This is a genomic window from Bacillus carboniphilus, assembly GCF_020524035.2.
Classification (GTDB): Bacteria; Bacillota; Bacilli; order Bacillales; family JAIVKR01; genus Bacillus_CC.
On sequence record NZ_CP129013.1, the window covers coordinates 1,582,412 to 1,597,141 of the forward strand.

Consider the following 14,730-nt stretch of genomic DNA (forward strand, 5'->3'; position numbering starts at 1 on the left):
TAGAGTGCTTTTTGTTCGACTATATTAATATTTCATTAAAGTAAGTATATCATATCCGTCAAGCTTACTTCGACCTTCAAGGTATGATAACTCAATTAAGAAGGCAATTCCTGCTACAACGCCACCTAATTCTTCTACTAGCTTAATTGTTGCTTCTATTGTTCCACCCGTTGCTAATAAATCATCCGTAATAAGGACTCGCTGACCAGGTTTAATCGCATCCTTATGAATCGTAAGAGAATCTTTTCCATATTCCAAACCATAATCAACCTGTACGGTTTCACGAGGAAGTTTTCCAGGTTTTCTTACAGGGGCAAACCCTACTTCTAATGAATAAGCGACCGGACAACCGATAATGAATCCTCTTGCTTCGGGTCCAACGACTATATCTATTTTTTTATCTTGGGCATACTTTACAATTTGATCGGTTGCATATTTGTAAGCTTCACCGTTATCCATCAAAGTTGTAATATCTTTAAATTTAATCCCTTCTTTAGGGAAATCAGGAACAATTGTCACAAATTTCTTTAAGTCCATCTTATGTCCTCCTCATGTCAATACCACACTGGAACTTTGTTGAAAGTGTTGATCCAAACATTTTCTTAACTCATCCTTTGAAGAATATAGCATTAACTGTTCCATTTCAATTTGGGCTTGTTTTAGTGAAAACGTACTAGATTCATGAAGATCTCTTTTTTGTATGTTCTCATTTAATAAAATAACACCATTCTCTATTGTAACAAATCCTAAGTCAAAAAACACCTGCGACATAAATCTGATCGTATCTTTCGTCCATCCTTTATATTTCGCCAGTTCGACTCCATGTTTTTGCATATCAAACCGTCCTCTTTTTTTCAAGAAGGCGAAATACCACTTGAAATGCTCTCTTTTTGGTATAGTCGAAAAAAAATGTTCCGATTTTTGTTTAAAAATTGTATAAACTCGATCAGGTATTCCAAAAATAGGTAATTTATCAAGTTGATCTTTATGTTGTGGCATATCTAGTAAGACAACATATTTATTTGAAAATGCACCTTGAGGTAAATCGTCAATAAGATTAATTTTCTCTTTAATAAAATCAAATTCAGGGAGCTTTTTAGTTTCTATGTCAAATGCCAAATATATAGTATTTTGTTGGCTTAGTAGCTCCTGGCTCACTTGCTTAGATCCTCTAAGATCAAATAGTTGCCATTCGTCAACCTTCAAATCACGGAGCATAACTTGAGGTTTTCGGTTATTATTCCATTCATTAATTGATAGTTCACCAACGAAATAGGCTTTCGTATTTAAAGAGAGTTCGTCAGCTATTCCTCCAAACCCAAAACCGATCACGTCGATCGATTGTTCTTCCTCTTGTATAACGAGCTTTAAATGTGAGGAGTCACTTCCAACTTTTTTAAAAAAAGAAATTTTAGTGTCCTCTATTAAAAATAGTGGCTTCCCATTTCCAACACCAAAAGGAGCGAGTTGCTCAATTTCCTCAATCAATTCAATCGTAATATCCTTTAGCGTGCAAACTTGATCAATTTTTAAAACTGGAGTTAATTGTTCAGCAGACAATTGTTCTTCTCCTAATTGATTAATCTGTAAGCGAAATTCCTTCAAATTGTTACTAGATAAAGTCATTCCCCCTGCCATGGGATGTCCACCAAAGTTCGTCAATAGTTCTTTACATTGAAAGAGATTTTGATAAATATCAAATCCTTCTATACTTCTAGCAGAGCCTTTTGCTATGTTTGAAGACGAATCGATACTTAATACAATCGTTGGGCGATAAAACTTCTCTACAAGTTGGGAAGCAACAATTCCAACAACACCAGGATTCCATCCTTCCTTTGCCACGACAATAACAGAAGGAATCTCGTGATAAAGCTCTTCTACTTGTTGAGCCGCTTCCCCCGTTATTTGACTAACAATCTTCTTGCGGTCATTATTAAACTTATCAATTTCCTCAGCAAGAGCTTCTGCCCCTTGTACATCATCAGACAATAATAATTCAACTGCTGCATCAGCATCTGTGAGTCGACCGACTGCATTCAGTCTAGGGCCAATAGAAAAACCTATAGACTCTTCATTAATAGTAAGTGGATCAACAGAAGCTGTTTTCATCAACGCTTTAAGTCCTATGTTTTTCGTTCTTTTTAATTGATCAATTCCTTGTCTTACAATTATTCTATTTTCTCCGTGCAATGGGACTAAATCCGCAACAGTTCCTACTGCTACTAAATCTAACAATTGTGTTGGAGCATAGCCTAAAAGAGCATGGGCAACCTTAAAAGCAACCCCAACACCCGCTAATTCCTCAAAGGGATAGGAAGAACCTTCAATTTTCGGATGAATAATAACAAATGCGTCAGGAAGGACTGGTCCAGGTTCATGGTGGTCCGTAATAATGACATCCACACCTAACTGATTGACAAATTCTACTTCGTCTGTTCCACTAATTCCATTGTCAACTGTAATAATTAAACCGTACCCTTGATTTGCAATAAATTGAAACGCATCTTTATTGGGACCGTACCCTTCAGAAAAACGATTCGGTATATAAAAATCAGCTTTTGCACCTAGTTCACGTAGGGCGGATAATAAAACTGTTGTACTAGTGACACCATCTGCATCATAATCCCCATAAACCATAATAGATTGATTAAGTTCAATCGCATCATTAATCCTTGCAACAAGTTTATCCATACCGTTAAAAAGAAAGGGATCGTGAAAACTTGTACTTTCTGTGTTTAAAAAACTTTCCGCTTGTTCAACAGATTCCACGCCTCTTTTTACTAACATTGATGAGACTATCGGATTAATAGAAAGCTGTTTTGATAACCGTTCAACCACTTGTTCATTATTATTTTTTTCTACAATCCACCGTTTACTCGGTTTAAGCATTCTTTCACCTCTTAACTCCCTCATTATACATACAAGTTATGATCTTTTTCAATTTCTCAATCCATTTGATTAATCATGGCAACTATCTTCACTTATTTCAAAGTAGAAAGTCATTCATATTGACTAACATAAATATCATTTTGACGAATAAGGTAGTATCAATGAATTATATTTTGGCATGAATAAACCTAAAGGGGAACGGTACATATGACAATTAAACTGTCCATATTAATTCCTTCTATCTCTGATCATTTGACCGAACTTGATCATTTAATAAAAAAGTTACAAAAACAGACAGCGAATCAACCTGTTGAAATATTAGCATTCATTGACAATAAGAAACGAACAACTGATTCGAAAAGAGATAGTCTTAAAGAAGAGGCAAAAGGAGATTTTATTATTTTTATAGAGGATCATACCGAAATATCTTCTAACTATGTAGATGAACTTCTTAGTACCCTTGAAAAAAACTCCACTAATGACTTTGTAAATAAAGGAATTATAAAAAAGTAGTTTCTAACTCGCGACAGAACAGTTAACATGAATCATCCTTATAATTGGTAGAAAGGAGAAGTGATTGTGTGCCCATAAGCCTTTCCATTTTAATCCCTTCTATCCCTGAACGAATGACACACCTTGCTCGAACAGTATGCGAACTAGAAAGGCAAGCAAAAAACAAACCAGTTGAAATTCTCGTCCTCTTAGATAACAAAAAACGAACAACTGGTTCGAAAAGAAGTTCACTCATTCAGCAAGCCCAGGGGGAATTTATATCCTTCGTTGATGATGATGATCGGATAGCCACTGATTATGTTGATGAATTACTCCATGTAATAAATAAAAATCCACAAGCAGATTGTATAAATTTTTTAGTAGAGGTAGATATTGCAGGATTAAGTAGAAAAAAAACGAAATATCATTCTTCTTTAACTTATTCTGAAGATGAAAATTTTTATTACAGAAAACCTAATCATATCATGTGCTACGCAAGAAGAATCGCTAGTCAATATAAGTTCCCAGATACTAGCTATGGAGAGGATGACCGTTGGGCTCATCAAGTATGTCATTTAATTAGATCCGAAGAAGTAATAGACAAAGTCCTTTACTATTATGATTATAAGTTGAAAAGGCCAAATAATAACCCTGTCCTACGAAATTGGGAAAATCACATGATGGTAAACAGCTTAAAGCCTGACCTTAAAAGGTAACACTTTCTTCTGCTACCTTTCATATTATGTTTCAAAATAGGTTCATCCCATTTTTATTAAGGAGTTTATCACATCATGCAAAATAAAAAACCTCTGATCTCCATCATTATTTTGACTCATAACGGACTAGAATTGACAAAACGATGCATTTCAAGCATTTTACAACATACGAAAGAGAATTACGAATTTGTTTTTATAGATAACCATTCTCAAGATGAAACTGTCGAGTTTCTTCAAACAATCCCGAATAAAAAATTGATGGTAAATAAAGAAAACATGGGGTTTGCCCAAGGGTGTAATGATGGATTTACAATCGCAGAAGGAGATTATTTTGTCTTAATAAATAATGACACCATCGTTACAAAGAATTGGCTTTCAAACCTTATTTGGTGGCTAGAGAAAGATGGAGAGATTGGCATCGTTGGACCGAGATCTAATTTTGTTATGCCAAAACAAATGATACACAATATTACTTATAAAACCCTTGATGATCTAAATAATTTTGCAGAAGAAAGAGAAAGGATTTACTTTAGACAAGGGTTTCAAGTAGATGTTTTAAGTGGTCTGTGCATGGCGTTTAGAAGAGAGCTGATAGAGCAAATTGGCGGATTTGATCACCGTTATTTTCCTGGATATTACGAAGATAACGACTTCTCGATTAGAACTCAAATATATGGAAAGAAATTATGGGTTACAAATGATGTTTTTATTCATCATTATGGAGGGGAGTAGCTTCAAGGACAATATGAAAAAGCAGCATGAAGTATTCTACAATAGTCAAAAAGTATTTTTTGACCGTTGGGGAAAAGATGCTGTACACAATATTGCTGCCGTTTTAGAAAGGGAAAAGCCCTTCGATCGCAAAAGACATTTTATCCCTATTAAATAAAGAGCTGAGTATTCTCAGCTCTTTATCTGTATTGTTCAAATTTCTTCATTTACGGGTTCTTTTTTAGGTTTAGCAAGCCATTTTGCTTTCCATATTAACCATAACTGACACGCAATAAAGATGGAAGAGTAAGTACCTGCGATTAACCCAATTAATAAGGCGATAGAAAAGTTCAAGATGGTCGAGCTTCCTAAAATTAACAATGCGACTACAGCTATTAAAACTGTAATTACTGTGTTAATGGAGCGAGTTAACGTCTGTTGCAAGCTTCGATTCACTATATAAGCTAAATCATCAAACGTTTTAATTTTCTTCTTACGCTTATAATTTTCTTTTACGCGATCAAAGGTCACAATCGTATCGTTAATAGAGTAACCGATGATCGTTAATACCGCTGCAATAAAGGTGATATCCACCTCAAGTCTTGTGATACTGAAGAAAGCAATGATAAAGAACGCATCATGCAGTAAAGCTACGATTGCTGCTAAAGCCATATACCATTCAAAACGAATGGACACATAAATGACGATTCCTACGGATGCAATAGCGACAGCAATCATGGCATTTCTAGCGAGTTCTTTTCCAACAGTAGGTGAAACCGTACTTACGTTTGGTTCCGTTCCAAAGTCTGCTTTCAACTCTTCCTTTACATTACTAATTTCATCCTTATCTAAAACGCCTAAAAGGCGGGCAACCCCAATATCATTCTCTGTTCCTGATATCACAACTTCTTTTGCTTCTAAATCAAGTTTAGCTAAAGACTCTTCTACTTCTTCAGCAGTGATGCTTCCATCTTCAGCTAAGACTTCAATTCTCGTACCAGAAGAAAAGTCAATTCCTAAGTTGAGCTGGAAGATTAATAAAATAATGAATCCAACTGCGACCATCATAGAAGAGAAATAGAAAAACTTTTTCCGCTGTTTCACAAAATCTAAACCATCATAAATGGTTGGGATTTCAGTATCTTCATTTGTATCACGAATATCCATAATATCTTTTTCTTTTAAACCAAACCAAGTTTTTCGTTTATCCAGAAAACGACTGTTTACAAATAAACTCAGTAAGATTCGACTTAAGAATACAGCTGTAACAAAGCTGACGAGAATACTAACAATCAACATTGTGGCAAACCCTTTAACAGAGCTTGTACCAAAGATAAACAAGACCGTAGCAGCTAGTAAAGTGGTAATGTTCGCATCTAAAATTGTGGCAAGAGAACGACGATTACCTGATTTAAACGCTGATTTGACCGATTTCCCAAGTTTTAATTCTTCTTTCATTCGCTCAAACGTAATAATATTAGCATCAACTGCCATCCCCACTCCAAGTATAAGAGCAGCAATTCCTGGCAATGTTAACACACCGTTCATCCAATCAAACACAACTAAAATTAAGTAAATATATGTTGATAACGTAATGACTGAAATAAATCCAGGTAAGCGATAGAAAATAGCCATAAACAGAAAGATAATGGCAATTCCAACAATTCCAGCTAACACCGTTTTATCCATCGCTTGCTCACCGAATTTTGCCCCTACAGAAGTCGAATATGTCTCAATCAATTCAACTGGGAGGGCTCCCGCATTTAGCATTTCCGCGAGGTCTTGCGCTTCTTCAATAGTGAAGCTCCCTTCGATAATGACATCCGTTGTATTCAATACTTGATTAACATTTGGAGCAGAAATATATTTAGGCTCTTCCTTTGTAGATTCTTCCTTAAACGAATCGCCTTCTTCATAATCAAGCCAAATGACAAGCTGATTATTGGGCTGCATCTCGAGTATATCTGTTGTTACTTCTTTAAATTTTGACGCATCTTTAAGCTTAACTTGAACGATTGGCTCTCCAGACTGAGAATCAAAGGATTGCTTCGCTCCCCCTTCGACAAGATCTGTTCCGTCCATCATTTCTTTATCGTTTGTATCACGAAATGTTAAATGTGCTTCAGTAGATAATATTTCTCTTGCTCGGTTTTGATCTTCTACACCAGCTAATTGTACTCGAATTCGGTTGTTTCCTTCAATTTGAATGTTAGGTTCACTGACACCTAATACATTGACACGTTTATTTAATGTATTGACAGTACTATTTAAGACGTCTTGATCAATGACATCTCCCTCATTCACAGGCTCAACATCGTATAATACCTCGAAACCGCCTTGCAAATCTAACCCAAGGGTAATATTGTTTGTTACACCTTTTGTTGTATATCCGATTAAGCTGCCTAATAGAACAACAACAAGAAAAAATGCTATTAGGCGTCCTTTTTTCACCATATGTATTTGCTCCTCCTTAATTCCATCACCTTATTTTTCATTGTTACCTTGCACAACTTCTTTTAATAATTCTTCTCCTTCTTTACTCCCAAACCAGCTTGATGTTTTATAAGATTCGACCGTAGCAAAGTTCATAAAATTAACAATTTTCATTGAAGAAATATCACTGACAATTTGATGAATAGGAATGTCTTGATTCTTTCTCCATTTTTTCGCCTTCAGATAAGACCAAAGTTCATCTTCTGTTACTTCATCATAATCTAAAAATTTAAACTCTTCCAATTTACTTTTTAAAAACGGACGTACATGGTCTCGAAACGTATCTACAGGATGTTTCTTTTCTGTCATACGTCTTCTCTCCTTTTTAAACATTTTAATAATAAATAACTAGTGAACATCTCTTCAATTCTGAATTGCTTGTCATGCTTGGCCAACCATCATGCATATAGTAATTGTATATGATATCTGTTTCTTTGAGAAGGCAGGGAAAAATAAAATGTCAAAACAAACTTTTTTACAAGGTACCCTAATCTTAATTATTGCAGGATTCATTACGAGAATTCTCGGTTTTTTCAATCGAATTATAATGGCAAGAATTATTGGGGAGGAAGGCGTTGGCCTCTATATGATGGTCATTCCTTCACTAGTATTAATCATAACGATCACGCAACTTGGACTACCCACAGCCATTTCTAAATTTGTTGCTGAGGCCGAAGCAGAGGGGAATCAAAAAAAAATAAAAAAGATCCTTGTCGTTTCTTTATCACTAACATTAACCCTTTCACTCATTTTCACTCCAACCTTATTCTTTTTTTGCACCTTTATTATCAGAAACCTTATTTACAGATAAACGAACGCTTTATCCTTTAATCGCCATCATTCCTGTTATTCCTATCGTTGCTATTTCATCTGTTATTAGAGGATACTTCCAAGGAAGACAAAATATGAAGCCAGCAGCCATGTCACAAATAATTGAACAAGTCATACGAATCACTCTTATCTATACATTTACGACAATATTTTTTCCTTATGGCGTTGAATATGCTGCTGCAGGAGCAATGCTCTCAGCTGTCATTGGAGAACTAGTCTCTTTAGTATATTTATCTATCATGTTTAAAAGAAAAAAAAGAATCCGAGTTCGTAAACATTTTTTCAAATCAATTAAAGCAGGAAAGGAAACCTTACAAGATTTAATGAGTATTGCTCTTCCTACAACTGGAGGGTTATTAATTGGCCGTATTTCTTGGTTTCTAGAACCGATCATTGTTTCTCAAAGTTTAGCAATCGCTGGTATTAGTACAGCTTTAGCCACGAAGCAATACGGAGAGTTAACTGGATATGCCTTGTTTATTCTGTTCTTACCTTCTTTCATTACCTATTCCTTAAGTACTTCTTTAGTCCCAGCGATAAGTGAAGCGATGGCAAAGAAAAAAAAGTTACTAGCAGAACATCGTTTAAGACAAGCTTTAAGGTTATGTATTGTAACAGGTGGACTTGCTGTAGTTGTCCTATACGTTTTTGCTTATCCCATTATGGACCTTCTCTTTAACAATGTAAATTCTGGAAAGTACGTCCGTTTTATGGCTCCTTTTTTCCTTTTTTATTACTTTCAAGGACCTTTGCAAGCTGGACTACAAGCACTAAATTTAGCTAGATCAGCGATGATTAATAGTTTAATAGGAGTATTGTAAAACTCACTCTTATCTTTTTCCTTGCCTCACGTCCGGAACTTGGAATTACTGGAGCTGCATTAGCAATCGTTATCGGAATTATGGTGGTGACTATTCTTCATTATGGGACATTATTAAAACAATTAAATTTTTCAATTTACATAAAAGATTACATATATAGCATCATCATTATGTTTATTTCTGGTTTTTTAGGGTATTTATTCTATCAAACGTTATTTTCACAAGAAAACCATTTATTCATCTTATTCTTTAGTATCATTTTCACAATTATTATCTACGTCATCTTATTGATCATTTTTAAACTAGTAAAAAAAAGAAGAACTACAAAGGATTCCATTTATAGGAGAACGGCTATTTTGAAAATTATTATACATTTTTAAAAGGCATTGGGCTATTTGTAATAGCCCAATGCCTTCTTAGCTTACCCATCATTCTTCCGTACAATTAGAATCCAAAACGTTATTCGTTCCTTCATCAACCACATACTCAATATTTTTTTGAATACAGTTCGATCGATAACAACTTTCTTCAGACGTAAGTCTTAAAAAGAGTTCAATTTCATTTTTTAAAATCAAATTTCGATCTATGATGTTATTAGCTGCTTCTATTGAAATTCCAATCTCTTGATTATTGACACATTTATTTTTTTCAATAATATTGTTGTTATCCCTTGGCCTATTCCTATTCCATTTAAATTACAACTTACCTCGTTTCCCCAAACAAGATTATCTGATACAACTTCTATACCATCATTTACTTATTAAAACTCACTAATAGTGCGTGTTCAAAAAGTAGGGAAAAAAGAACGCTGAATAGCAAAGCTGAAACCCTTTGATTACACTTTGGCTAGCATAAGGCGAACATGACGTGAAGGTGTTCTTTACCTTCACAAAATGGTTAACTATTTCTGAAGATCTACTAAGAACGGTCTCGTCCTGTGACTAATTTAGATCCAGCTAAATCCTTTAGGTGTCTCCGGTGTAAGGGTTGAAGCTAGACAAGAACGAGGCGGTTTGGTTAATGAACGCAGGCTAAGAACAGCCACGACGCGCGAGCTAACGATGATGCTTAGGCCATCCAGGCCATCGTAGAGCTTTTTGAACAACCTCTTATAGTTTATTTTCTATACCTAGCTTTAGCTTGCGGAAGCACCTGCGTAGCAGGAGGTGTGGTATAAAACCACCTACTTTTAGTAGCATTTCTTTTAGTCGGCTTTAGCCGATAAAACTCGTAGGCGGTTCAGTCCGCCTACGAGAAACCTCCGTACTTTAGTGCGGAGTCGTTTAGTTTAGAAAGGTTAAGATGTGACAATGATGAATGGCCTAATTAAAAATCAATTAAATACCGGAAATATATATAGATCGTTGAAATCACTAACGATAAAAACACAATTGGTAATCCTACCTTTAAAAACTCCATAAATGAAATTGGTTCTTTTTCCTTAGCTGCCATACCCGCTACAACTAAGTTTGCCGTTGAACCAAGTAACGTTCCATTTCCTCCAAAGCACGCTCCCATAGCTAAAGACCACCATAGGGGATCAAGATTCGTCATACCGTAAGCTTTAAATTCATTAACTACTGGAATCATTGCTGCAACAAAAGGAATGTTATCAACAAAACCTGAGAATAATCCTGTTACCCATAAAATAAAGAAAGCGGTTGTCCTTAAGTCACCTTCTGTATAGTAAACAATTGCTCTTGCCAATTCATCGAGCAGTCCAACCTCTTCTAGCCCTCCCACTAAGAGAAATAAACCAATAAAGAAAAATAACGTTCCCCACTCAACTTCTTTTAAAATGGTATCTATTTGGTACTCATCATAAGTAAGCAATAACAATAAAACCGCTCCTGCTAATGCAACTGTTGTTATATCAACATGAATAAAAGGGTAGAGCATAAACCCTGCAATCGTTAACAAAAGAACAAATAATGACTTAGGCAAAGCTGGAGTTTGTTTCAAATAAGAAGTAGTTTTAATCTTTTGTAGTTTCGCTACTAACGTTGCGTTATAAGTGAGCTTTCCTCTATATTTATAACTCAATAACGACATCGTACTAAGGAAGACAATCAACACAATAGGAGATAAGTGAATGAGAAATGCATTAAAGGTTAAATGCTCAACTGCTTGACCAATCATTATATTAGGGGGGTCACCAATTAAAGTCGCTGTTCCACCAATGTTAGACGCAATAATCATTACAATTAAAAATGGAATGGCAGGTAACTCTAATATTCTTACAATCGTAAAAATAACGGGAACTAGCAAAAGAACAATCGTCACATTTGCCAAAAAGGCCGAACCCACCGCAGTTAAGATGGAAATCATGATTAATAAAGGAATAGGTCTCCCATTTAACAATTTAGCTAGTCCAATCGCTAAAAATTCGAAAACCCCCGTTTTGCTAGTAATGGATACAATAATCATCATCGAAAATAATAACGTAATGGTATTCCAATCTATATAGTGAATAAAAGCTCTATCTATTGAATAAATCCCTAGTAAAAGCATCAACACGCCACCCGCTACTGCTATGAGGGAACGTTCTATCTTTTCTATGATAATAAAGAAATAGCAAATTATAAAAATCATTAAAGTCACAAACGTCTGCATCTAGCTTCCCCTTCCATTACGTTTGAATACTACTACTATATGAAGCTAGTCCCAGAAAATATTTGTATTCTATTTTTTTTCTTAAGGAATATTCTTTATTAAAGAGCAAGTCCATATGGGAGGAGATAATAATGGATCAACCAAAGCGCTTTGGAAAAGCCATTTTGTATGGATTAATAACCATATTTTCAATCGCGTTAGTGGTTAGTTTCTTATTTACTTTTTTATTAAAATTTACAGATCTGACGGAAGAGTCTATTTATTTTCCTTTATTAATTTTATCTTTTTTAGCCGTTTTTATAGGTGGGCTCATTTCTGGAGGGATCGGACAAGAGAAAGGGTGGTTCATTGGCGGAATAACAGCTTTATGTTACACGCTTATCATCGCTTTATTTCAATATTTAGGTTACGCTTCTAGTTTATCCACTAGTTCATTACTTCATCACCTTGGGTTTTTAATAACTGCCATGGTCGGAGGAATGTTCGGAGTTAATACGTTATCGAAGAATTTCAAAAGCTAATCAATAGTAAAAGCGGTTATCTTTACGGGAGATAACCGCTTACTTTGTTCTATGTATTATACATTTGTCTTTTCAGCAACTTCTCGAATGGCTCTACGGTCAAACGTTAACTTTGCTTCACCACTTTTAATGACCACATTTTCCTCATCAATTGCATCAACAATTCCATGTAAACCACCAATGGTCACAACTTTATCACCTTTTGCAAGATTGGTTTGCATTTCACGAACTTTCTTTTGTTGCTTTTGTTGCGGACGAATTAAAATAAAATAAAAGATCGCAAACATTAATACTAAAGGAAGTAAAAATCCTAAAGTTCCCTCCATCTTTTTCACCACCTTTCCGTGATTATACAAATTTACACTTACCATCTATTCTTAGACGCTTAAATACCCACTAAAAGTTTTTAGCGTTTGGTTTGTTAAACCCATACTGCTCAAAAAACTCATCGCGGAAATCACCTAAACGATCTTCCCGAATAGCTTGACGAGCTTGCTCCATTAATTTTAACAGAAAATAAAGGTTATGATAAGACGTAAGACGAATTCCGAACGTTTCATTGCATTTTAGAAGATGTCTAATATAAGCTCTTGAATAGTTTTTACACGTATAACAATCACAATTTTCATCAATCGGCTTGAAGTCACGGGCAAATTTAGCATTTTTGACAATAAGTCTACCTTGACTTGTCATTAATGTTCCGTTCCTTGCAATTCGAGTAGGGAGAACACAGTCAAACATATCAATTCCTCTTATTGCTCCATCAATCAAGGAATCTGGTGAACCCACGCCCATTAAATATCTTGGTTTGTTCATTGGTAAATGCGGAGTTGTAAATTCGAGCGTTCGGTTCATCACATCTTTTGGCTCACCAACAGAAAGTCCACCAACGGCGTAACCAGGAAAATCTAACGAAACTAAATCATTAATACTTTGTTTTCGTAAGTCTTCATATTCACCTCCCTGAACAATTCCAAACAATCCTTGTACATCGGGTCGTTGATGTGCTTTGAGACACCGTTCTGCCCATCTACTTGTCCTCTCAACAGATCGTTTCATATAGTCGTATTCAGCAGGATATGGTGGACATTCATCGAATGCCATCATAATATCAGACCCTAGTGCATTTTGTATCTCCATCGCCTTTTCAGGAGATAAGAAGAGTTTATCTCCGTTTAAATGGTTTCGAAAATGGACACCTTCTTCTTCAATTTTCCGAAATTCACTCAAGCTAAAGACTTGAAATCCTCCTGAATCCGTTAAAATGGCACCATCCCAGTTCATAAACTTATGCAGTCCACCAGCCTCTTTAATAATATCATGACCAGGTCTTAACCATAAATGATACGTATTGCTTAATATAATATTGGAACCCATTTCAACCAGATCTTCTGGAGACATTGTTTTAACAGTTGCCAAAGTTCCTACTGGCATAAAAGCAGGCGTTTCAAAGGACCCGTGAGGTGTATGAACGACTCCAAGTCTTGCCCCTGTTTGTTTACAAGTTTTCAATAATTCATAGCGAATTGGTGTTGTTGACAAGCTTCATTTCCTCCTCTAATTTCCCTTTACTGACTTAAACCTCTAATCATTCATCTATATTATTAACATAGCATCGCCAAAAGAAAAAAATCGATACCTTTCTTCGACTGCTTTCTCGTAAGCGTTTAAAACGTTTTTTCTACCTGCTAAAGCACTTATAAGCATGATAAGGGAGGATTTAGGTAAGTGAAAGTTTGTAATCATACCATCAATCGCTTTGAATTGATATCCTGGATAAATAAAGATGTCTGTCCAACCACTTTCTTCTTTAAACTCTCCATTATTTTTCATAGCGATCGTTTCTAACGTTCGCGTCGAGGTCGTGCCAACAGATATAATTTTAGATCCCTTCTCGCGAGCAGCATTCAAAATAGTAGCCGTTTCATTACTCATTTGAAAATATTCAGCATGCATTTCATGCTCCTCAATTTGGTCCACATTAACCGGACGAAATGTACCTAAACCAACATGAAGGGTAATGAAAACAATATGAACACCTTTCATTTTTAATTGTTGTAATATTTCTTCTGTAAAGTGCAAACCTGCAGTAGGAGCGGCCGCAGAACCTTGTTCTCTCGAAAATACCGTTTGATACCTCTCACGGTCATCAAGTTGCTCTTTAATATACGGCGGAAGCGGCATTTCACCTAGTGATTCTAATACTTCATAAAAGATCCCCTCATACTTAAACTCTAGCACTCTTCCTCCATCTGCTAAAACATCACGACATGTGGCCGTTAACCTGCCATCACCAAACCGAATCGTTGAGCCTTCTTTAATTCTTTTCGCAGGCTTCACTAACGTTTCCCAACTATTGTCCTCACTATGTTTTAAAAGCAATACCTCAATTTTAGCTCCCGTTTCTTGTTTCTCACCATAAAGCCTGGCAGGCAGGACTCTTGTATCGTTTAAAACTAAACAGTCGCCAGCATGAAAATATTCTGTGATATGTCGAAATTGTTCGTGATTTATATCTCCACTTTGTTTATTCAAAATCATTAACCTTGAAGCATCTCGCTCTTTTAAAGGAACTTGAGCAATTAACTCCTCAGGTAAATGAAAATCAAATAAGTCTAGTTTCATTTTTTCACCTTGTTTCTT

At 35.5% G+C, this 14,730-nt stretch carries 14 protein-coding genes and 1 pseudogene; 6 read left to right on the plus strand and 9 right to left on the minus strand.

What is annotated here, in order from left to right:
- Positions 1–24 precede the first annotated feature (24 nt).
- Both LC087_RS08130 and recJ read right to left on the minus strand, forming a co-directional pair.
- Positions 25–537, minus strand: a complete 513-nt coding sequence (locus LC087_RS08130) for an adenine phosphoribosyltransferase (RefSeq protein ID WP_226542100.1) — start codon at positions 535–537, stop codon at positions 25–27.
- 12 nt (positions 538–549) lie between these two features.
- Positions 550–2,889 (minus strand): single-stranded-DNA-specific exonuclease RecJ, encoded by a 2,340-nt coding sequence (recJ, locus tag LC087_RS08135; protein ID WP_226542102.1) that lies wholly within the window; start codon positions 2,887–2,889, stop codon positions 550–552.
- Between the two features lie 207 nt (positions 2,890–3,096).
- On the opposite strand from recJ, the gene LC087_RS08140 reads away from it, so the two are divergent.
- The 4 genes from LC087_RS08140 to LC087_RS08155 all read left to right on the plus strand — a co-directional run bounded on the left by LC087_RS08140 (position 3,097) and on the right by LC087_RS08155 (position 4,986).
- Positions 3,097–3,402, plus strand: a complete 306-nt coding sequence (locus LC087_RS08140) for a glycosyltransferase family protein (RefSeq protein ID WP_226542104.1) — start codon at positions 3,097–3,099, stop codon at positions 3,400–3,402.
- A 68-nt stretch (positions 3,403–3,470) separates the two neighbouring features.
- Positions 3,471–4,097, plus strand: a complete 627-nt coding sequence (locus LC087_RS08145; protein WP_226542105.1) for a glycosyltransferase family 2 protein — start codon at positions 3,471–3,473, stop codon at positions 4,095–4,097.
- Between the two features lie 75 nt (positions 4,098–4,172).
- Positions 4,173–4,829, plus strand: coding sequence for a glycosyltransferase family 2 protein (locus LC087_RS08150; protein ID WP_306020600.1), 657 nt, complete (start codon positions 4,173–4,175; stop codon positions 4,827–4,829).
- 13 nt (positions 4,830–4,842) lie between these two features.
- Complete coding sequence (locus LC087_RS08155; RefSeq protein ID WP_306020602.1) at positions 4,843–4,986, plus strand: hypothetical protein; 144 nt, start codon at positions 4,843–4,845, stop codon at positions 4,984–4,986.
- A gap of 35 nt (positions 4,987–5,021) precedes the next feature.
- On the opposite strand, the gene secDF is transcribed toward LC087_RS08155, so the two are convergent.
- Both secDF and LC087_RS08165 read right to left on the minus strand, forming a co-directional pair.
- Positions 5,022–7,259 (minus strand): protein translocase subunit SecDF, encoded by a 2,238-nt coding sequence (secDF, locus tag LC087_RS08160; RefSeq protein WP_226542176.1) that lies wholly within the window; start codon positions 7,257–7,259, stop codon positions 5,022–5,024.
- A gap of 33 nt (positions 7,260–7,292) precedes the next feature.
- The gene (locus LC087_RS08165; RefSeq protein WP_226542107.1) at positions 7,293–7,610 is read right to left on the minus strand and encodes a post-transcriptional regulator; all 318 of its coding nucleotides are present in this window, start codon (positions 7,608–7,610) and stop codon (positions 7,293–7,295) included.
- Between the two features lie 148 nt (positions 7,611–7,758).
- Between LC087_RS08165 and spoVB the strand changes: the two are divergent.
- Positions 7,759–9,333: pseudogene (spoVB, locus tag LC087_RS08170) on the plus strand (stage V sporulation protein B).
- A 48-nt stretch (positions 9,334–9,381) separates the two neighbouring features.
- Here spoVB and LC087_RS19640 read toward each other — a convergent pair.
- Both LC087_RS19640 and LC087_RS08175 read right to left on the minus strand, forming a co-directional pair.
- Positions 9,382–9,609, minus strand: coding sequence for a hypothetical protein (locus tag LC087_RS19640; RefSeq protein WP_226542178.1), 228 nt, complete (start codon positions 9,607–9,609; stop codon positions 9,382–9,384).
- Positions 9,610–10,279: 670 nt separating this feature from the next.
- The gene (locus tag LC087_RS08175) at positions 10,280–11,566 is read right to left on the minus strand and encodes an ArsB/NhaD family transporter (RefSeq protein ID WP_226542109.1); all 1,287 of its coding nucleotides are present in this window, start codon (positions 11,564–11,566) and stop codon (positions 10,280–10,282) included.
- A 131-nt stretch (positions 11,567–11,697) separates the two neighbouring features.
- On the opposite strand from LC087_RS08175, the gene LC087_RS08180 reads away from it, so the two are divergent.
- Positions 11,698–12,087 (plus strand): TIGR04086 family membrane protein, encoded by a 390-nt coding sequence (locus LC087_RS08180; protein ID WP_226542110.1) that lies wholly within the window; start codon positions 11,698–11,700, stop codon positions 12,085–12,087.
- Positions 12,088–12,143: 56 nt separating this feature from the next.
- On the opposite strand, the gene yajC is transcribed toward LC087_RS08180, so the two are convergent.
- From yajC to queA, 3 genes are all read right to left on the minus strand, one after another.
- Positions 12,144–12,413, minus strand: coding sequence for a preprotein translocase subunit YajC (gene yajC / locus LC087_RS08185; protein ID WP_226542111.1), 270 nt, complete (start codon positions 12,411–12,413; stop codon positions 12,144–12,146).
- Between the two features lie 70 nt (positions 12,414–12,483).
- Positions 12,484–13,629, minus strand: coding sequence for a tRNA guanosine(34) transglycosylase Tgt (gene tgt, locus LC087_RS08190; RefSeq protein ID WP_226542113.1), 1,146 nt, complete (start codon positions 13,627–13,629; stop codon positions 12,484–12,486).
- Positions 13,630–13,683: 54 nt separating this feature from the next.
- Complete coding sequence (gene queA, locus LC087_RS08195) at positions 13,684–14,712, minus strand: tRNA preQ1(34) S-adenosylmethionine ribosyltransferase-isomerase QueA (RefSeq protein ID WP_226542115.1); 1,029 nt, start codon at positions 14,710–14,712, stop codon at positions 13,684–13,686.
- Between the last annotated feature and the right edge of the window lie 18 nt (positions 14,713–14,730).

Coding starts and splice junctions, on each gene's coding strand:
- recJ (WP_226542102.1), bottom strand. CDS start 2,889: ATGCTTAAACCGAGTAAACGGTGGATTGTAGAAAAAAATAATAATGAA.
- yajC (WP_226542111.1), bottom strand. CDS start 12,413: ATGGAGGGAACTTTAGGATTTTTACTTCCTTTAGTATTAATGTTTGCG.
- queA (WP_226542115.1), bottom strand. CDS start 14,712: ATGAAACTAGACTTATTTGATTTTCATTTACCTGAGGAGTTAATTGCT.
- LC087_RS08130 (WP_226542100.1), bottom strand. CDS start 537: ATGGACTTAAAGAAATTTGTGACAATTGTTCCTGATTTCCCTAAAGAA.
- LC087_RS08140 (WP_226542104.1), top strand. CDS start 3,097: ATGACAATTAAACTGTCCATATTAATTCCTTCTATCTCTGATCATTTG.
- LC087_RS08155 (WP_306020602.1), top strand. CDS start 4,843: ATGAAAAAGCAGCATGAAGTATTCTACAATAGTCAAAAAGTATTTTTT.
- LC087_RS08150 (WP_306020600.1), top strand. CDS start 4,173: ATGCAAAATAAAAAACCTCTGATCTCCATCATTATTTTGACTCATAAC.
- LC087_RS08175 (WP_226542109.1), bottom strand. CDS start 11,566: ATGCAGACGTTTGTGACTTTAATGATTTTTATAATTTGCTATTTCTTT.
- LC087_RS08180 (WP_226542110.1), top strand. CDS start 11,698: ATGGATCAACCAAAGCGCTTTGGAAAAGCCATTTTGTATGGATTAATA.
- LC087_RS08165 (WP_226542107.1), bottom strand. CDS start 7,610: ATGACAGAAAAGAAACATCCTGTAGATACGTTTCGAGACCATGTACGT.